Raw genomic sequence first — 18,326 nt, forward strand, 5'->3', positions numbered from 1 at the left:
TTAATAATGATAGTATTACCGAATCCAGAAAAAGGACCAGATGCATCCCATTGGGGCAGATTACTTAATGAATACAAAGTGACCTTGTGGAATAGTGTTCCAGCGCAGGCGGAAATGTTAGATGCTTTTGCGTCTAAATCGGAGAGTTATCCGACAGTTAGATTAGTACTGTTATCCGGAGATTGGATAAATACTAGTCTGCCAGGAAGACTAAGAAAGATTATGACCAACGCTCAAATGATTAGTTTGGGAGGCGCTACGGAAGGTGGGATTTGGTCTATATATCATGAAATTGATGAAATAGAAGAAAGGCCTACTATATTATATGGAAAAGCTTTGCTTGGACAGTGGATGGGAGTTGTAGACGAGGAATTGAGAATTTGTCCGGAATATGTTTCGGGGCAAATTGCCATAGGAGGATATTCTTTGGCAGAAGGCTATTTAGGAGATACAATATTAACAAAAGAAAAATTTGTTTATCTGGAAGAAGAAAAGAACAGGATTTATCTCACTGGAGATAATGGAAGATATGTAGAGAATGGCGACATTGAATTTTTAGGCAGATTAGATAATCAGGTAAAAATCAATGGGCATAGAATAGAAATTGCGGAAATAGAAAATGCAATACGTGGAATGCAAAATATTGAAGATTGTTGCGTGGTTTATAATCAAAGTATAGGGAAGGGTGTGCTGATAGCTTTTATAAAAAATAAAATATCGAGCATTTCCTATACGAAAGAAGAATACAGAAAGCAGTTAGCCTTTTTTTTGCCACCAGCAATGATTCCTTCAGAGTTTGTAAATGTAGAGAGTTTTCCACTTTCTACTAATGGCAAAATAGACAGAAAAGGACTGGCAGAGAGTATACAAAAGAACATCAAGGTAAAGCATAATGCAAAAGCAACTTTAATTTCGCAAAAGAAGGAATATGTAGAACTTGCTAAAAGTATCAAAAAAATCGTATGCTCTATTTCTGGAAATGATTATATTGATTATGAAGATAATTTATTAGAAAATGGACTTGATTCTTTGTTATTATCTCAGATTTCTGGGCGCATAGTTAGTGACATACAAGAAGCACAAGGCATGAGATTTGATGAAATATTACGGGCATCGTTGACGATGCCAACAATTATGGGGATTGCTCAGTATATATCGGATTGTAAAAATCCTTCAAAAAATCAAATGCATAGTAATGCAGGAAATCAAACAAGAAATTCATATACTGTTGTATATATATTTGGGGATAACGAAAATGAAATAAGAGATGTTCTTATAGAAAAGTTGAGCGCTTCAAACATAAGTTGTAAGAGAGTGGGAGGGCAAGAAATAATTGAAAGATGTCATGAAGACATAAATGTTAAAAAGAAATATATTATTGCCTTTTCCGAAATGGCTTCTTTATGCATAACTAAGGCAAGTGAACTATTGGGGGAAAACATTATTATTAACCGCATTTTTTTAATAAATCCATCTAAAGCAAAAGAAAGTGATTTATATTTAGGAGATATAAGCATAATTGACGGAAATTCAGTTGCTATTAAATCTTGGGAAAAGGCTGTTTTAGGTAACGTTAGAGAATTTGAATCTAATAGTAATGACATTTTTGATATTATTATGAGGGAACTAGAAAATGATAAATAATCGCAGAACAATCTGTATTCTTGGCGGAACAGGTACTGTTGGTGTGACAGCGTGTAAGGTTTTAAGTAAGTTAGGCTATTCATTAAGAGTCAGTGTACGGAATATAGAAACAATAAAAGATACAGGAATGTATATGGCTCCCAACATCCAATTATTTGAACTTGATATTGATAAGGAAAGTAATATTGGAAAATTCTTTAAAGGAAGTGATTTGGTAATAGGAGCAATCGGACCTTCCGCAGACTATAGTGAAAAAATGTTACTTGGAGCAATGGCAGAGAATATTCCGTATGTTGACCCAGGAGGAATTCATTTAATTAGAAAAATGAGGAATTCTAGCATGAAAGGTACCGCTATAGTTGGTTCGGGAATATTTCCGGGGTTATCAGGATGGATGTTGTCTTCTGTGCTTAAAGAAGCTTTCAATGATGACTTAATAGAGATGATTATTGGAGGTGTCTATAATTTTTCAAAAGCTGCCGCAATCGATTATGTGGAAGAAATAAAAAGTTATAAAGCTGGAATTCCTATGGCATGTGTGCGAAATGGAAAAATTTTACCTGCTCAGAAAAGAAGTCCGCTGAATCTTCCAACAAGAATTTCGAAATTATCTATATTGCCATATGTTACAGAAGAAATTCAAGAAATTATACAAGGGAAATATATGCTTAATATTGATTCATATACGGCGGCACCTGTAAGTTTATTTTCAATAGTAAATAAGGCGCATTGTCAAAAAAAAGATTTAGTAAATGCATTAATGGGACAGAAAAATAGCAACCAAAAAGCTTTTATATGGGTAAGACAAAATAAAGGAAATGATAGTAGATGCATTTATTTTGAAGGAAAAAATCCGAGTGTTTTAACTGGCGAAATATTAGCGATTACTGCCAATGCAATATTTGAAATGCCTAGGAAGGATGGAATTTATACAATGGCAAGTTATCTTGAAAAATATCAAGTGTTAGATGAACTTAAAAAAATAGATAAGTTCAAATCAGAGGGAAAGATATGAAGAAAAAACAGATTTTAGTATGTGGAACAGGATTTGGGAAAATTTATTTGAAAGCTATTGCAGAAAGTAAAGAATATGAGCTTATGGGTATATTGGGAAAAGGAAGCGATAGATCCAGACTTCTTTCAAAGAATCTAAATGTGCCAATGTATACGGATATTAAAGAAATAAATCAAAATGTTGATGCAGCATGTGTAGTTGTACCTAATGCGGCTGGAGGTGGAAACGGTGCCAATATAGCTAAAAGTATACTTGCAAAAGGGATACCAACATTATTAGAACATCCTGCTCATGAGGTAGAAATTGTTAATTGTATAAGAGAATCCGGAAGTGCCGCTTTTATGTTGAATCCATTTTATCGGTATATCAAGCCAATTCGAGATTTTTTAGAGGCGGCACAAATAATAAGTAAACATGCTCATCTTATAAATGCATCCTTGGAATGCGCTATACATGTATTATATGATGGAATAGATATATTGGGGTGTGCGTTGGGAGGCTTATCAACATGGAAATTGGGAAATGTAGCAGAATCTTATACAACTTCTATGGCAGGAGGGGGTAACAGAGTTATTAGTGGTATAATTGGAATGGTTCCGGTAACATTTATAGTGAATACCAATGTGGATCGTAACGATATAGACCATCCATTACATTTATATCATAGAATAGAATTGACATTTTCCACAGGGCGGCTCTGTCTGGTCAATACCCATGGTCCGGTAATATGGCTTCCTTTCTTGCATATGCCAAGAGATGAATATGGAACACTAAGTATTAATGTAGAAGAGGAAGTAAATATACCCTCTGGTGTTACTATAGGAAATGTAATGTTACCATCAGTAAAAGAAACGTTTGAACAAATATGGCCGGATGCAGTAAAGAAAGCTTTAGAGATTTTATTTAAGCAAAATAGAACAGAAAAAATGTCCATGGCGCAATATCAAATATATGTATCAAAATTATGGTCTGAAATATGTCAGAAAGTGGGCTATATGAATATCGTTGATTATGACAATTTTGGTGACATAAAAAATATATTTTATGATTTGGAAAAAAGACATTTAATAAAAAAGGAGAATGACGGGATTGAATGAAATTGAGAATGTATACGGAGAGACAGTAGAATTTTATGATTTATCAGCTCTTTCACAGATAGGGAACAAAAAAATTGTTTTAAACAAATTTGCTGATATGGTTAAGGATTTAGATGGAATCATTTTGGATATAGGTGCAGGAACTGGAAAAACAACAATAGAGATGGCTAATATGATATGTGATAAAGAAATAATTGCTTTAGAACCATCGGCTTATATGAGAACAGCGTTTATGGCAAGATTAATGGAGCATAATGAAGTTAAAGAGAGAATTTCTCTATTGCCGATAGATGTAGGTAAATATTCATTTCGAGATAAAATAAGTGGTGTAATGTGCATGGGAGTACTTGGTCATTTAAAAAGGGATGAACAAGAAAAATTATTGTATAAATTAGATAAAAATTTGAATATAAATGTCCCAATCCTGATAGAACTTTTAGAACCGAAATTTCTTGTTGCGCCAGTAGGAAGCAGAATATCGGTGGCTACTCAAGGAAGATTGCGCTATGAGACGTATATTACCGATATAAAGCAAGTGGGGATGGATCAATGGACATGGAGATTGACCTATAAAGTTTTTTGTGGTAAAAACATAGTTAGTACTGTAGATAGCCTAATGTCGTGGAATTATCAGAGTGTGGAAAAAATTTTAAACCAATTGACAAAAATGCACTTTAGAACAGCTAAATTATCAGAAACATTATTACTTGCAATAAAAGCACGATAAATATGAACTTCAGATAAAATTAACTCTCGAACTGTCAGGTGTTCCTAAAATGCCATATTTATAAGATAATTTAGCGATGTGCAGGGAGAATAATGAGAATTAATATTAAATTGTCAGTACAATGGGTTTTAAAAGTGACTTTATCGTCTTGTGAGATGCAGAAAGAAATGGAAGTAAGTGAAGTTTGTAATTTACATTAAGTAGTGTCTGCTTTTTACATGATTACAAAATTTGACTTTTTACTTTGGAAGTTGTAAAATTTAATTAGTCTTATCTAACTTCGGGAGGAATGCTTGTACATGACAAACCAATACATGAATAATCTTTATCGTGATCTGCTCTCTAATTCACCGCAGACAATAACCATAGATATTCCAGCAGACATGGGGACAGGGCAGATTTTACAGGTGGTCACGAAACAGGGAGCAGTTGTTTCGGACTGGAAAATGAATTATTTTTCAGATATGAACGTGCAGGGAGTGAGTAGCGAAGAATACATTCAAATGTTGTTCTGCTTCAATGATGGAGTTTCCTGGAATATTGCAGATAGCCGACAAAGTATCAGCATACAAAAAGGTGAGTCCTGTATTTATCGTGGACACGGGAAAATGGAATATCTGTGCTATTCCAAACAAAACGATTTCCTTTTCAAAAATGTAAAAGTACCATTGTCGTATTTCCGTAAAATTATGAATGACTATTTTGATGTTGGTGAGATTGAGGTTTATCAGAAAAAACTATTGGAAGGTATATCAAAAGTAGGTATTACTCCCTATATGGAGCACATTTTTGCGGAACTGAAAGACTTCACGCAATATCGCGGCGGATTGGGATACCTGTTTTTGGAAAGCAAAGTTTTTGAGTTGTTATCTGTATATTTGAGTGAGATTTTGGAACTGAGTATTCTTGCGTCAACTTATATAGCAATTTCCAGAAGTGACCGAGAATCCATCATAGAAGCGAAGAGAATCATTGACAGTCAGCTTGCTTTGGCACCAAGTTGTGAGGAATTGGCGCGAAAAGTCAATATTAGTACTTCAAAATTGTCAAAGGGTTTTTCCTCGCTGTTTGGAACATCGGTTCATGCGTATATTATAGATCAGCGATTGGAAAAGGCGGCAAGTCTACTATTAGAAAGTAATTTGAACGTAAGTCAGGTGGCAGCATTTGTAGGCTATTCAAAACCGAGTAACTTTGCTGCGGCATTCAAAAAGAAGTATGGGGTAATTCCTAAAAACTATAAAACGGAAAATACGATTGGTTAAAATTAAAAAATACCGATTTTGGGTAGAATAAAACCGTTTTTGGGTTGGAAATGTAGGCGTAAATTGTTATTATATGTGGTGTAGTTAGAAAATGCTAACTACACCATTTTTTAGATAGGAGGATACTGGTATGAGTTCCCAGAAAAAAAGTTCCCGGCTTGAGGGAAAAGATTTAATTACTATCGGCATCTACACCGTCATCTATGTCGTCATTGTTATGCTGGTGGCGATGCTTGGCTTCATCCCCATTTTTATTCCGCTGATGGCGGTGCTGTGTCCTTTGATTGGCGGCATCCCCTATATGCTGTATGTTACAAAGGCTAAAAAATTCGGGATGACTGCAATCATGGGTTTCCTGATTGGCCTAATCATGGTGTTCTTCGGCAACGGCTATCTTACTATGGTAACTGGTCTTGTTGGCGGCCTGTTGGCTGACGTGATCCTGAAAAAGGCAGACTACAAAAGTGCAAAGAGTACAGTCCTTTCCTGCGGTGTGTTCAGCATCTGGGTGTTTGGCAACTTTGCTCCCATTTTCCTGAACCGTGAAAGCTATATGGTAATGCTGACTGAAGGATACGGCGCTGAATATGCAGCTACCCTTAATACATATATGCCTATGTGGATTGCGCCTATTTTGCTGGTTGCCTGCTTTGTGTTTGGCCTTGTCGGAGGTATGATTGGGAAAGCCATTTGCAAAAAGCACTTCCAGCGTGCCGGTATTGCATAATGGCGCGGGAAATTCTGCTCAGCAAAAAAACAGAACAAGGGTTGCGGCTCGATCCGCGTACAAAACTGTTGCTCATCTTCATCATAAGCATTTTTGTCATGGGTGGAACAGGCGGAGAAGCTATGGGACTGATCCGCCTTGTTCTTTGTGTGGTTCCGGCTATATTGCTGCTTACCTCGAAACAATGTGCAAAAGCTGTGGGCTATATTGCTGTGTTTTCTGTTTTTTATGCTGTCCAAATTTATGTTTTGCCGCACCTTACGGGGATATTGAATTTCCTTGTTCTGTTTACAATAGGATTCTTCTGCCGAATCCTTCCCAGTGTTGCGATTGCTGCCTATGCAGTGAAAACAACAACGGTCAGTGAATTGATTTCCGGCATGGAAAGAATCCATATGCCTAAAGAAGTGACGATCCCCTTAACGGTCATGTTCCGCTTCTTTCCAACTGTCTTTCAGGAGTCAGAAGCAATCAGTGACGCTATGAAAATGCGTGGGATTAAACTTGGAGGGAAAAAATCTTCAAAAATATTGGAGTATAAGCTGATCCCGATGATTACCTGCTCCGTGAAAATCGGTGAGGAACTTTCCGCTGCGGCAATTACCCGTGGCCTCGGCGCTCCTGTCAAACGCACAAACATTTGCCAGCTTAAATTCAATTTTGCCGATGTGGTGCTGATCTTGTTTTGTTGCTTTGTAGTGTTTTGGGCGATTGCTTCCCCGATAATTTCCGCAGGAGGGATTTTGCCATGATAGATTTTCAAAATGTTTCTTTTTCTTATGGTGAAGAATCCAGCGGCGGAGGGATTAGAAATGTCAATCTCACCATAAACACAGGGGAATTTGTTTTACTCACGGGAGAATCCGGCTGTGGGAAAACAACGATTACCCGTTTGGTAAACGGGCTGGTGCCTCATTATTACGAGGGCAAATTAGAGGGCGATGTCCTTCTGGACGGAAAAAGCGTATCAGATACGCCGCTTTATGACTTGGCTGCTATGGTGGGATCTGTATTCCAGAATCCCAAAAGTCAGTTTTTCAACGTGGATACGGATAGTGAATTAGCCTTTGCCTGTGAAAATTTAGGCTATCCTCAGGAGGATATCCTGAAAAGGATTGACCGGACAGTTTCCGATTATCATATTGAAGATTTGATGGGGCGAAGCGTGTTTGCTCTGTCCGGAGGCGAAAAGCAAAAAATAGCCTGTGCTTCATCAAGTGTATTGCTGCCGGGAATTATGGTCCTGGACGAACCATCTTCTAATTTGGATATGGCTGCTATTGATGACCTGCGGCAGGTCCTAAGCCTCTGGAAAAAGCAGGGCAAAACAATTCTGATCGCAGAACACCGCCTTTACTACCTTCACGATCTTGCAGATCGTGTGCTGTATGTAAAAGATGGGGAGATTGAACGGGAATACACGCCTGCTGAATTTGACAGCTTATCGGATGGCACTCGAAAAGAAATAGGGCTGCGGCCGTTTTCTCTCTCGAAGTTGAAGCCTGCGAATCAGTATCAGGCGCATACAGCTAAACAGATGGAATTTCAAAATTTCTGCTTTGCGTATAAAAAGCGCGAACCGGAAAGCCTCCATATTCCGAGTGCAGAACTGCCTGTTGGAGAAACGATTGCCATTATCGGTCTGAATGGCGCTGGAAAATCTACTCTGGCCCGCTGTATTTGCGGACTGGAAAAGAAGTGTGGCTTTTTGCAGGTTGAGGGGAAAACCCTTGATTGGAAAGCCCGGCTCAAACATTGCTACATGGTAATGCAGGATACCAGCCATCAGCTATTTACCGAAAGCGTGGCGGATGAAGTGCTTCTGAGCATGGACAACAAGGATGAAACTGTTGTGGATAAAATCCTTAAACAGTTTGATCTGCTGGAATATAAAGACAGGCACCCGCTTTCTCTTTCCGGCGGGCAAAAACAGCGGGTAGCGATCGCGTCTGCCATTGTGAGTAACCGGGAGATCATTGTGTTTGACGAACCAACAAGCGGGCTTGATCTCAAACATATGAGGGAAGTTGCGCGGAGTTTGAAGTCACTCGCGGATCAGGGCAAAACGCTTCTTGTTATTACGCATGATCCGGAGTTGGTGATGGCGGGATGTTCGTATGTAGTCCATATGGAAAAAGGGCAAGTAAAAGAAAGCTATCCATTGGACGAATCCGGCAGTAAAAAGGTTTTGGATTTTTTCCGAATCCGCCAGTGAATTTTAGAAATTATGAATGTCAGGGCCGCCTTGACTGGACAGAAAGATAATGATAAGAGGCCGCTTTACTTTGGCGGCCTCTTGTTTTTGAAGCACAGACAGTACGGCTCAATATAAGGAGGGCTTATGTTCAAAAAAATCTTTGAGTACGCAGGGCCATATAAGAAAAATATGTATGTGGCCACGGTTGTCGTACTGGTCAGCGTTCTTACGGGTATCCTGCCTTTTGTGCTGGCCTATCAGGTCATTTCGCCATTGGTTATGGGCGATTCTGTTGAAACAGAATTTGTTTTATTGCGTGTTATAGGGGTTTTGATCTGTCTTGTTTTGCAGGCGTTTTTTTATGGATGGGGATTATCAATTTCTCATAAAGCAGCATATAACACATTGTTGCGGCTGCGGGTATCTCTGCAAAAGAAGTTTGAGAAACTTCCCCTTGGCATTGTGGAGGAAAAAGGGACAGGGACAATCAAAAAGCTGTTTGTCGATGATGTGGACAGCTTGGAATTGCTCCTTGCTCATTCAGTCCCAGAGGGTATCGCAAATTTACTGATCCCGCTGGTGATTTATGTTGCTATGTTTTGTGCGGACTGGAAACTGGCTCTTATGTCTTTGGCCTCTATCCCGATCAGCCTGCTCTCCATGGTCATTATGTACTCTGTTGGAATGAAGCGCATGGGTCCCTACTATCAGTCTGCACAGAAAATGAACAACACGATCATTGAGTACATCAATGGTATGGAGGTTGTCAAGGTTTTCAACCGGGAGAGCGAATCTTACGAGAACTTCCGCAAGGATGTAACGGACTATCGGGATTATACCTTGGCATGGTATAAGGCCGCCTGGCCCTGGATGGCGATATACGGAAGTCTACTGCCCTGCACTGTTATTCTGACTTTGCCTCTTGGGGCATGGTTTGTTCTCTGTGGCATAAGCACTTTACCTGATTTGATTTTAGTCCTCTGCCTTTCCCTCAGCATTGGGATTCCTCTCCTGAAAGCACTGGGCTTTATGGAGACGATTCCGAATCTGAATTATAAGATCACGGCACTTGAACAGATGTTAAATACGGCACCGCTGCAAGCTGCTGAGGATGATTTCCACGGACAGGATTTTAACATTTCTTACGATCATGTTTCCTTTGCGTATCAGACGACACAGCCTGGCCCAGATGGGAAACCGATAATAGCGGAAAACGAAGTCCTCCACGATATTACCTTTGTGGCACAAGCAGGACAAAAAACTGCCCTAGTTGGTGAATCCGGTTCTGGCAAGAGCACCCTTGCAAAACTGTTGATCCACTACTATGACCCGCAGAAAGGGAGCATTTCCATTGGCGGGCATAAACTTTGTGATATGAGCCTGGAGGCATTGAACAGCCGCATTTCCTATGTGGCTCAGGATCAGTACCTGTTTAACACCTCCCTGCTGGAAAATATCCGTCTTGGACGTTTGGATGCTACCGATGAGGAAGTAATGCAGGCGGCGAAGAAAGCCCGGTGTATGGAGTTTCTGGAAAAGCTGCCGCAAGGTATTCACTCCATGGCGGGCGATGCGGGGAAAATGCTTTCCGGGGGGCAGCGCCAGCGAATTTCCCTGGCGCGGGCAATATTGAAGGATGCCCCGATTGTAGTGCTTGACGAGGCTACGGCCTATGCTGATCCAGAAAATGAGGAAAAAATGGAGGCTGCTATTGCGGAGCTGGTGGAGGGAAAAACCTTGGTAGTTATCGCTCACAAACTTCCCGCTATAATGAACGCAGATCAAATATGCGTTATGGATCACGGAAAGATGGTGGCAACCGGAAAACATCAGGAGCTGATTCAAGCTTGCCCAGAATACCAAAAGTTGTGGAAAGCGGCTCAGGACAGCGCCGAGTGGAAAGTATCTACTGCAAAGGAGGGAAGATAAATGTTTGCATTGATTTCAAGAATCCTGAACCTCTCCGGGAGGTATAAAAGCCGTATTCAGGCTGCATTTCTATGTGCATTTGTCGAGTCCATTCTCTCCAAAATGCCGATCTTCATGGCGTTTATTGTCTTGGCCGGGTTTGCTGATAATACGCTGACTGGAAAGACCTGTCTGTTTGTCGGACTTGGATTATTAGCTGTTGTAGTGGTTCAGACAGTGGTTCACTATTTGAGCGACCGTCTGCAAAGTGCCGCTGGATTTATGATCTTTGCTGATAAACGGATGGAGTTGGGAAATCATTTAAGAAAAATGCCGATGGGTTACTTTACATCGGGGAATATTGGAAAAATCAGCTCTGTTCTCAGTACGGATATGGTATTCATTGAGGAAGTTTCTATGAGTACCATTGGCAACATGATGAGCTATATGCTGTCTACTTTGGTTTTAGCTGTTTTTATGTTCGTACTGGATTGGAGACTTGGGCTGATTGCGGTAATCATTACCTTGCTGGCATCACTGGTTGCAAAATATATGAATAAGGTTTCCTTCAAGGAGGCTGTCGGGCGTCAAAACCAAAGCGAGAATTTGACGGATGCGGTCTTGTCTTTTGCTGAAGGAATTGGGGTTATCAAAAGTTACAATCTGCTCGGAGAAAAATCTGACGAATTAACGGAAAACTTCAAAAAATCAAGGGATGTCAATACGAAGTTTGAGCAGAAAATGACACCGTGGACCACTGGCTTAAACATTCTCTATGGCGTGGGTATTGCCGCTATCTTCGGTTTATCCGTTTTTTTACATCAGGAAGGCGTACTCTCCCTGGCTTATCTTTTGGGCGTGCTGCTGTTTGTCTTTGATCTCTTTGGACCTCTGAAAGCTCTTTATGGAGAAGCAACCCGACTGACCGTGATGAATGCCGCATTAGACCGCATTGAAGCTGTTTTGGACGAGCCCGAACTTCCCGATAACGGAAATCAACATATTCTGTCACAGGCACAGCCGGATCAGCCAGAAGTACAATTTAGCGATGTGGGCTTCGCCTATCAGGACAAGGAAGTCCTGCACAACATCAGCTTCTCTATGCAGAAGAATACCATGACCGCACTTGTGGGACCGTCTGGCGGTGGCAAATCCACGATTGCGAACCTTCTGGCGCGGCTGTGGGATGTGAAATCCGGCAAAGTGACAATCCGTGGTACAGATATTCGGGATGTACCTCTCGCCGAACTGATGGAACAGATCAGCATGGTTTTCCAGAGGGTGTACTTGTTCCAGGATACCATTTACAACAATATCAGCATGGGTAAACCGGACGCTACCGAGGAAGAAGTCTATGAGGCTGCAAAAAAAGCCCGCTGCTATGATTTTATCATGGCGCTGCCAGATGGATTCCAGACAGTCATCGGTGAAGGCGGCGCTACTCTGTCCGGCGGCGAAAAGCAAAGAATCTCTATCGCCCGATGCATTTTGAAGGACGCACCGATTGTCATTCTGGATGAAGCGACTGCAAGTGTTGATACCGATAATGAAAGCTATATCCAGGAGGCAATCAATGAGCTGGTAAAGGGTAAAACATTACTTGTGATTGCACATCGCCTGAATACCATCCGTCAGGCAGATCAGATTTTGGTGATCTCTGATGGACGGATCAGCGAACAGGGAACCCATGACGAGCTTATGGCAAAAGCCGGGATTTATCAGGATTTTGTAAATATCCGTAAAAAGGCTTCCGGCTGGAGCCTTGCATAAAGGAGGAACCGATGAAGATTCATGCGTCCGGGGAGGATTATCTGGAGGCTGTGCTGATTCTTCAAAAGAAGCAGGGTATGGTCCGATCCATTGATCTTGCCCGGCACATGGGATTCAGTAAACCGAGCATCAGCCATGCAGTAGGTGTGTTAAAGAATGGCGGTTTCCTGACTGTCGATGAAGATGGATACCTCAATCTGACTAATGCCGGGCGGGAGGTTGCCGAGAAAATTTATGAACGCCATCAGTTCTTTACGGAGCAGCTTGTAGCTGTCGGGGTTGATCGGGAAACTGCAGAAAGAGATGCCTGTCGGATAGAACATGTAATCAGTGAAGAAGCTTTTGAAAAATTGAAAACTTCGGTTGAAAAAAAGTATTAGTACAATGTTGATTCACCGAATCTTTTATGTTCATCATACTATAGAATTGTTGAGAAACGTGAAACAGGGTATGAAACTCGTATACTAAAAGACATTCAGAGTGGAATTACACTAGAAACACTTATGGCAAAAGGACATAGGAAAACGCCGGAAGAAAAAGCAGCTGTTGCGAAACAAAAGAGGAAACAGAGGCGAGCAAAACGGAAAAAAGAAGCAAGAGATAATCTGACCAAAGAAGAGATCTTGCAAGATGACCGATTTTTCTGTATTGCTGGTTATACCTCCGGAGGTGCACCGTATGGTGTCACCTGGGAGGAAAAGGATTTGAAACCTTGGGAAGATTTGGAAGAAAATGAGTGAGTTGCCAGTGCAATCTTATTTTTCTCTTGTGACAGAAACAGGTTCCTTTTTTGCCGGAAGTAAGTCTGAACTGATCTCTGGAGCATCGAGCAGTACAGTGAAATTTTGCTGAATGATCTCTAGGGTTTTCTGCTTTTTCTGCAATTCCTGTTTTTCCCGGACAGTAGCATCCTGTTCAGATTCAAGATTTTCAATCCGCTTCTGGATTTTATTAGAGCTTGGGATTTTGGTGATACCGAGATCCTGAAGCTCTTTTTTTAGTGAATCGTGGAGCTGGTATTCTGCCTGATGTTTGGTGCGGTATGCTTTTGGATTTTTAGCAGATTTACAATCTTCAATTACTTTACGACAAAGCCGGTAAGAATTGCAGTGTTTCTGAATGACTTTCTGCGTGCTCAGCTCACTGTTGATTTGTGCTATTCTTTGGTCGGCAACTTTCACAGAAGCTTCAATGTCAGATACATGCTGCCTGAAATCGTCATAATTCAGCAAGTTATTTTCGGAAAGATAGTTGAAGGTGCGGGCTGCCTCTTTTAGATTATTGAGCTTTGCCCATCGTTCAAATCCCTCTCGATTTCCAGTTGTGACATAAGTGGAGATATTGATATACAAGCGAGCTTCTCTGGACAGATGTCTTGGAGTTTTTACTTTGCTACGATTTTTAGCCAGACGGATGCGAACATTTTCTTCGGAATAATAGCTTCCGAGAGATTTCATATAAGTGAAGTTCTTCTGCTCCGGTGCACGGAAGGACAGGTGCTTTCCCTGCCGGACTTCATATCCGGCTAACTGCATCTTTTGCAGAAATTCCTCATAGTTGATGGAAGTCCAGATTGATTTATCAACTGCGACACGTAGCTTGGCTTTCCAACTGGTGCCACGATGATATTCCATGTTCTCTTTATAGCTTTTACCTTTTTCTCCGGTTGGCATGCTGGTGGCAAGTCCATTTTCATGGCAGATACGATTACTGATTCTGCAGAGTTTATGGTAGCTCCGCTTATTGGAAACATACTTGTGATGATCAACAAAGCTTGCAGCGTTGAAGATGATATGATTGTGAATATGATTTTTGTCAACGTGTGTGCTGATCACGTACTCATATTTTCCTTTCAGCACTTCGTCAGCAAATTGTTGACCTAAGCGATGGGCATTTTCGGCATCAACTTCTCCAGGTTTAAATGATTGGATCAGATGAAATGCCAGGTTATCGCCTTTATCCATTCCATTCTTTTTTGCCATTTCTCTTGTCATAGAAAATTCAAGATCTGCAGTTTCCGGGGAACAGCCAAAACTGGAAACTAACAGTTTTTCATCTGTCTTATCTGGATTTGTAATATAGTCCAGAGCTTTCTTGTCAGTTACCTTAATGGGGAAGATTTTAAGATACGCCATAATTCTTTCACCATCTCTTTCAATTCTTGCATTTCTTCTGGATATAGATCTCCGGTGGTATTTACCTTTTTTGCAATCTGGTTGATATTTACACCAATCTTGTGCATTTCCTCATACTGTTTCTTCAGTGGGGTGGTATCGGTGTTGACGATGTAACCGTCGATTGCCATCTTACGCAGATAAGCTCCCATGTTTTTGGTTTTTGATTCTATCATCTTCCTGCGTATAAGCTTCCTTTCTTCTTCGGTGACATAAAAATGGATTTCTTTGTTTCTCTTTCTTTCAGCCATTGGTGGGTTCTCCTTTCTGAGAGGACAGTAGTATCGTTGCTTTCAACGTTTTTCAATTTAGGGCAGGGTACCCTAAATTGGGATTTCCCGGAAGTGTATCCTCACTTCCTGTCCTTGCTGTTTTACCCCTCTATTAGTTAAAGTCAGGAGAACCGGGAAAATGCAAAAGAATTTGGCAGGTAGCACGGGAAGTGAAAATATGGTATGATTATGGGCAGGATATCAGGAGAATCAGGAGTTGAATAGATTGTGAAGAAAGAAGAAATTTTTGAATATGTGAAGAAACAGTATGGTACGATGCCGGAGTATTTATGGGCACAATCACCAGATAATGCTGTGTTGCGACATAAGAATGGAAAATGGTATGCTGTGGTCATGAGCGTTGAAAAATGCAAACTAGGATTAGAAGGAAATGAATTTGTCGATATTATGGATGTAAAATGTGATCCGGAAATGACAAGTATGATTATTCAGACCTTTGGATTTTTGCCAGGATACCATATGAACAAACAGCACTGGATCACAATTTTACTGGATGGTTCAGTAAGTGAAGCAAAGACATTAGATTTTTTGGATATGAGCTATGATATGATTGATGGGAATAGAGGAAAGGAAGAATGATGAGAAAGGTAATCGTATATTCATCTGTGCATCATGGAAACACAGAGAAATTAGTAAAGAGCATTGCAGAAGAGTGTCAGGTTGATTTGATTGATGCTGTAAAACAGCCAGATGCAGATCTGAGCAGTTATGATACGATTGGGTTTGCATCAGGAATCTATTTTTCAAAATTTCATCAGTCGATATTGGGATTTGCAGAGAAGAATCTACCGGACGACAAAGGGGTATTTCTGATCTGTACTTATGGTGGAAGTGCGAATTATAAATCCATAGAGCAGATTTTGGGCAAGAAGCATTCTACAGCAATCGGAAAATTCGGATGCAAGGGCTATGACACATTTGGCCCATTTAAACTGGTGGGTGGTATAGCAAAAGGACATCCAGATGGAAAAGATATAAAAAATGCAGTTGAGTTTGTAAAAGGACTCTAAATAGTTTAGCGAAAAAGAAAAACCGGGGAACAGTCCTCGGTTTTCTGATATTTGCGGTTCAGTCTTCAATTTGAAAAATCTCTTCTACTGGCATTTTCAGATAATGTGCCAGACGGATTGCAATTTCGAGAGAGGCATTTCGCTCACCACGCTCAATGCGTCCGATGGTATCACTGCAAGAACCGACAGCTTTTGCAAGATCTGCCTGAACGAGATTTCGTTCTTCACGGATATCTTTAAGTGTGTTGTTAATTGCCATTTTATCACTTCCTTTATTATTTTCAGCAAGAGCAGGCTAGAAGTCTGCAGTTGATCTTTAATGAAAACCAGGGATTTCTGCTCCTTTGCATTTTCCGATTACTTTCCCAAAGATTTTAAAAGAATCAGATTCATAAATCTGGATTGGATGATACTTTTCATTCAATGAAACCAGATAAACTCCATCCGGACCGTCATGTAGCTCTTTGATATAGGTATTGCCATTGAGATAGAAGATACCGATTTCACCGTTGGAGATACTGTCTTGTTTATGAACCCATGCAACATCTCCGGTATGATACATTGGTTCCATACTGTCACCAGATATACGGATTCCAAAATCCGTCTTTTCAGGTGCGAGATGACCGACATTGTAACTTTCTTTTACACTGTCTTCAATATAATTTCCAGTACCGGCAGAAGCTGGCTCTACTGCAATCGGCTGATAATTTTCAAATGGAATGATATCGGCTCTATGCGGAAGATACTTTCTGGACGCCCGCAGAAGATTGGCAAATTCAATAATCTTAGCTTTGCCGTCTTCATTCAAATTTTCCATGACATGATCAAATGGATTTTCACCTAAAAATTCTTCGTATATATCTTCAATATCTAAAATCTGACAAACTGTCAGGATTGTGTGTAAGGAGGGTTCTCTTGTTAGATTCTCCCATTTGGAGACTGCTTTCGTAGTAACTTCAATTCCTTCCTGAGCAAGTAAGTCCACCAGATCCGCCTGGGAGTAGCCTTTCCTTTTTCTGTTTTCTACTAATACTTCTCCGAAAGCACGCATATGTTCGCCTCATTTCTTTTTGATTTTTCTATATGCATTATAACCCGAATAAAATCAAAAATCAAGAAAAATCTCCGAAAAGGAGATAGTACGACCAAGATGTCGCTTGACTATCTCCAATACGGAGATATATACTAAGCATACAGAAATTGATAAGACAATAAACCAAACAGAGAGAAGGTGGTGGAGTTAATGGGAGACAGGACAATTCTTCATAGCGACATGAATTCATTTTATGCAAGTGTGGAAATGCTGCATCACCCGGAATTTGCCGGAATGCCTCTTGCAGTTGGCGGTGATCCGGAAGCCAGACATGGAATTGTGCTGACAGCAAATTATATTGCAAAGCGAAAAGGTGTAAAGACCGGAATGGCATTATGGCAGGCAAAACAGATTTGTCCGGAAATCATTTTTGTGCCACCACGGATGGACTTGTATTTGAGATTTTCACAGATGGCAAGAGAAATCTATTCGGAGTATACGGACAAGATCGAGCCATATGGGATTGATGAAGCCTGGCTGGATGTATCAGCCAGTAGAAATCTGAAAGGAAGCGGAATAACGATTGCAAGAGAAATCAGCCATCGGATTAAATACGAACTGGGTGTAACGGTAAGTATTGGAATTTCCTGGAATAAGATTTATGCGAAACTTGGTTCAGATTACAAAAAGCCAGATGCGATTACAGAGTTTAACCGGGAGAATTATAAAAGTATGATTTGGCAGCTTCCTGCATCGGATCTGCTTTATGTTGGAAGACAGACTCGGAAGAAACTTCAGAAGCTGGGGATTCGAACCATTGGGGAACTTGCAGAAAGTGATGAAGCAATGTTAGAAAGCCATTTTGGAAAGATGGGAATTGTGTTATGGTCATTTGCAAATGGCTGGGACGATGATCCAGTTTGCAAAGATGGGTATACAGCTCCGGTGAAGTCAATTGGTAATAGTACCACAACTCCAAGAGATTTAGAAGATGATCTGGATGTCTGGATCATTCAGATGGCACTGGCAGAAAGCGTTGCAGCAAGATTAAGAAAACATGGTTTTAAATGCAAAACGATAGAAATTACGGTCCGAGACAATGGCTTGTTTCGTTTTTCGAGGCAGAAACAATTACATCATCCAACAAATATAACAGATGAGATTGTTACAGCAGCATTTCAATTGTTTAAGGATTATTATAAATGGGAGCATCCAATCAGAAGCCTTGGTATTCGAGCAGTAGATCTTGTGTTGGATGATATTCCCGTCCAGTTGGAACTTTTTGGTAATCAAGAGAAACAGGAAAAATTGGAAAAGATGGATCGCACTGTAGATGAGATCAGACGACGGTTTGGGTATTTCAGTATACAGAGAGCAGTTATGTATCAGGATAAAGTCTTATCCCACTTGGACGCTGGTACACATACAGTTCATCCACACAGTTATTTTCATGGATAATGGGAGGG

General features: G+C 40.5%; 19 protein-coding genes. 15 read left to right on the forward strand and 4 right to left on the reverse strand.

Features of this window, described 5'->3' with window-relative positions; translation table 11 throughout:
- Positions 1-6 precede the first annotated feature (6 nt).
- From LKD36_RS11955 to LKD36_RS12010, 12 genes are all read left to right on the forward strand, one after another.
- Positions 7-1,644: an AMP-binding protein gene (locus LKD36_RS11955; protein WP_308459728.1), complete on the forward strand. Its 1,638-nt coding sequence runs from the start codon at positions 7-9 to the stop codon at positions 1,642-1,644.
- On the forward strand, positions 1,634-2,659 hold the full coding sequence (locus LKD36_RS11960) for an NmrA family NAD(P)-binding protein (protein ID WP_118721479.1): 1,026 nt from the start codon (positions 1,634-1,636) through the stop codon (positions 2,657-2,659). The genes LKD36_RS11955 and LKD36_RS11960 overlap by 11 nt, the downstream gene beginning before the upstream one ends.
- On the forward strand, positions 2,656-3,756 hold the full coding sequence (locus LKD36_RS11965) for a Gfo/Idh/MocA family oxidoreductase (RefSeq protein ID WP_055222066.1): 1,101 nt from the start codon (positions 2,656-2,658) through the stop codon (positions 3,754-3,756). The genes LKD36_RS11960 and LKD36_RS11965 overlap by 4 nt, the downstream gene beginning before the upstream one ends.
- On the forward strand, positions 3,749-4,483 hold the full coding sequence (locus LKD36_RS11970) for a class I SAM-dependent methyltransferase (RefSeq protein ID WP_055222064.1): 735 nt from the start codon (positions 3,749-3,751) through the stop codon (positions 4,481-4,483). Before LKD36_RS11965 ends, LKD36_RS11970 begins: the two co-directional genes overlap by 8 nt.
- A gap of 299 nt (positions 4,484-4,782) precedes the next feature.
- The gene (locus LKD36_RS11975; protein ID WP_015528443.1) at positions 4,783-5,748 is read left to right on the forward strand and encodes a helix-turn-helix domain-containing protein; all 966 of its coding nucleotides are present in this window, start codon (positions 4,783-4,785) and stop codon (positions 5,746-5,748) included.
- Positions 5,749-5,878: 130 nt separating this feature from the next.
- Positions 5,879-6,475, forward strand: a complete 597-nt coding sequence (locus tag LKD36_RS11980; protein ID WP_015535748.1) for an MptD family putative ECF transporter S component — start codon at positions 5,879-5,881, stop codon at positions 6,473-6,475.
- Positions 6,475-7,227 (forward strand): energy-coupling factor transporter transmembrane component T, encoded by a 753-nt coding sequence (locus LKD36_RS11985; protein WP_055222061.1) that lies wholly within the window; start codon positions 6,475-6,477, stop codon positions 7,225-7,227. The genes LKD36_RS11980 and LKD36_RS11985 overlap by 1 nt, the downstream gene beginning before the upstream one ends.
- The gene (locus tag LKD36_RS11990; RefSeq protein WP_054335617.1) at positions 7,224-8,690 is read left to right on the forward strand and encodes an ABC transporter ATP-binding protein; all 1,467 of its coding nucleotides are present in this window, start codon (positions 7,224-7,226) and stop codon (positions 8,688-8,690) included. The genes LKD36_RS11985 and LKD36_RS11990 overlap by 4 nt, the downstream gene beginning before the upstream one ends.
- Before the next feature lie 126 nt (positions 8,691-8,816).
- Positions 8,817-10,601 (forward strand): ABC transporter ATP-binding protein, encoded by a 1,785-nt coding sequence (locus LKD36_RS11995; RefSeq protein WP_138344132.1) that lies wholly within the window; start codon positions 8,817-8,819, stop codon positions 10,599-10,601.
- Positions 10,602-12,350, forward strand: coding sequence for an ABC transporter ATP-binding protein (locus LKD36_RS12000; protein ID WP_015528447.1), 1,749 nt, complete (start codon positions 10,602-10,604; stop codon positions 12,348-12,350).
- 11 nt (positions 12,351-12,361) lie between these two features.
- Positions 12,362-12,730, forward strand: a complete 369-nt coding sequence (locus LKD36_RS12005) for a metal-dependent transcriptional regulator (RefSeq protein WP_015528448.1) — start codon at positions 12,362-12,364, stop codon at positions 12,728-12,730.
- Between the two features lie 123 nt (positions 12,731-12,853).
- Positions 12,854-13,090 (forward strand): hypothetical protein, encoded by a 237-nt coding sequence (locus LKD36_RS12010; protein ID WP_015528449.1) that lies wholly within the window; start codon positions 12,854-12,856, stop codon positions 13,088-13,090.
- A gap of 15 nt (positions 13,091-13,105) precedes the next feature.
- Here the strand turns inward: LKD36_RS12010 and LKD36_RS12015 are convergent, their stop codons facing one another.
- Positions 13,106-14,485, reverse strand: a complete 1,380-nt coding sequence (locus LKD36_RS12015; RefSeq protein ID WP_118721484.1) for a relaxase/mobilization nuclease domain-containing protein — start codon at positions 14,483-14,485, stop codon at positions 13,106-13,108.
- The gene (locus tag LKD36_RS12020) at positions 14,452-14,775 is read right to left on the reverse strand and encodes a MobC family plasmid mobilization relaxosome protein (RefSeq protein WP_015528451.1); all 324 of its coding nucleotides are present in this window, start codon (positions 14,773-14,775) and stop codon (positions 14,452-14,454) included. The genes LKD36_RS12015 and LKD36_RS12020 overlap by 34 nt, the downstream gene beginning before the upstream one ends.
- Positions 14,776-15,024: 249 nt before the next feature.
- Here LKD36_RS12020 and LKD36_RS12025 point away from each other — a divergent pair, with 249 nt between their 5' ends.
- Complete coding sequence (locus LKD36_RS12025; protein WP_054335618.1) at positions 15,025-15,396, forward strand: MmcQ/YjbR family DNA-binding protein; 372 nt, start codon at positions 15,025-15,027, stop codon at positions 15,394-15,396.
- A complete protein-coding gene (locus LKD36_RS12030) occupies positions 15,396-15,827 on the forward strand; it encodes a flavodoxin family protein (RefSeq protein ID WP_054335660.1) in 432 nt (143 codons plus the stop codon). The genes LKD36_RS12025 and LKD36_RS12030 overlap by 1 nt, the downstream gene beginning before the upstream one ends.
- A gap of 58 nt (positions 15,828-15,885) precedes the next feature.
- On the opposite strand, the gene LKD36_RS12035 is transcribed toward LKD36_RS12030, so the two are convergent.
- The gene (locus tag LKD36_RS12035; RefSeq protein ID WP_054335619.1) at positions 15,886-16,086 is read right to left on the reverse strand and encodes a helix-turn-helix transcriptional regulator; all 201 of its coding nucleotides are present in this window, start codon (positions 16,084-16,086) and stop codon (positions 15,886-15,888) included.
- 57 nt (positions 16,087-16,143) lie between these two features.
- The gene (locus tag LKD36_RS12040) at positions 16,144-16,878 is read right to left on the reverse strand and encodes an XRE family transcriptional regulator (RefSeq protein ID WP_117457278.1); all 735 of its coding nucleotides are present in this window, start codon (positions 16,876-16,878) and stop codon (positions 16,144-16,146) included.
- A gap of 192 nt (positions 16,879-17,070) precedes the next feature.
- On the opposite strand from LKD36_RS12040, the gene dinB reads away from it, so the two are divergent.
- Positions 17,071-18,318 carry a DNA polymerase IV gene (dinB, locus tag LKD36_RS12045; protein WP_138344134.1) on the forward strand — a complete coding sequence of 416 codons (1,248 nt, stop codon included), beginning with the start codon at positions 17,071-17,073 and terminating at the stop codon, positions 18,316-18,318.
- Positions 18,319-18,326: the final 8 nt, after the last annotated feature.

The organism is Hominiventricola filiformis (genome assembly GCF_020686965.1).
Classification (GTDB): Bacteria; Bacillota; Clostridia; order Lachnospirales; family Lachnospiraceae; genus Hominiventricola; species Hominiventricola filiformis.

Bases quoted from the DNA above. Each gene is read 5' to 3' on its own strand.
- LKD36_RS11955 (WP_308459728.1), top strand. From the start codon at position 7: ATGATAGTATTACCGAATCCAGAAAAAGGACCAGATGCATCCCATTGG.
- LKD36_RS11960 (WP_118721479.1), top strand. From the start codon at position 1,634: ATGATAAATAATCGCAGAACAATCTGTATTCTTGGCGGAACAGGTACT.
- LKD36_RS11965 (WP_055222066.1), top strand. From the start codon at position 2,656: ATGAAGAAAAAACAGATTTTAGTATGTGGAACAGGATTTGGGAAAATT.
- LKD36_RS11975 (WP_015528443.1), top strand. From the start codon at position 4,783: ATGACAAACCAATACATGAATAATCTTTATCGTGATCTGCTCTCTAAT.
- LKD36_RS11980 (WP_015535748.1), top strand. From the start codon at position 5,879: ATGAGTTCCCAGAAAAAAAGTTCCCGGCTTGAGGGAAAAGATTTAATT.
- LKD36_RS11985 (WP_055222061.1), top strand. From the start codon at position 6,475: ATGGCGCGGGAAATTCTGCTCAGCAAAAAAACAGAACAAGGGTTGCGG.
- LKD36_RS11990 (WP_054335617.1), top strand. From the start codon at position 7,224: ATGATAGATTTTCAAAATGTTTCTTTTTCTTATGGTGAAGAATCCAGC.
- LKD36_RS11995 (WP_138344132.1), top strand. From the start codon at position 8,817: ATGTTCAAAAAAATCTTTGAGTACGCAGGGCCATATAAGAAAAATATG.
- LKD36_RS12000 (WP_015528447.1), top strand. From the start codon at position 10,602: ATGTTTGCATTGATTTCAAGAATCCTGAACCTCTCCGGGAGGTATAAA.
- LKD36_RS12005 (WP_015528448.1), top strand. From the start codon at position 12,362: ATGAAGATTCATGCGTCCGGGGAGGATTATCTGGAGGCTGTGCTGATT.
- LKD36_RS12010 (WP_015528449.1), top strand. From the start codon at position 12,854: ATGGCAAAAGGACATAGGAAAACGCCGGAAGAAAAAGCAGCTGTTGCG.
- LKD36_RS12015 (WP_118721484.1), bottom strand. From the start codon at position 14,485: ATGGCGTATCTTAAAATCTTCCCCATTAAGGTAACTGACAAGAAAGCT.
- LKD36_RS12020 (WP_015528451.1), bottom strand. From the start codon at position 14,775: ATGGCTGAAAGAAAGAGAAACAAAGAAATCCATTTTTATGTCACCGAA.
- LKD36_RS12030 (WP_054335660.1), top strand. From the start codon at position 15,396: ATGAGAAAGGTAATCGTATATTCATCTGTGCATCATGGAAACACAGAG.
- LKD36_RS12035 (WP_054335619.1), bottom strand. From the start codon at position 16,086: ATGGCAATTAACAACACACTTAAAGATATCCGTGAAGAACGAAATCTC.
- LKD36_RS12040 (WP_117457278.1), bottom strand. From the start codon at position 16,878: ATGCGTGCTTTCGGAGAAGTATTAGTAGAAAACAGAAAAAGGAAAGGC.
- dinB (WP_138344134.1), top strand. From the start codon at position 17,071: ATGGGAGACAGGACAATTCTTCATAGCGACATGAATTCATTTTATGCA.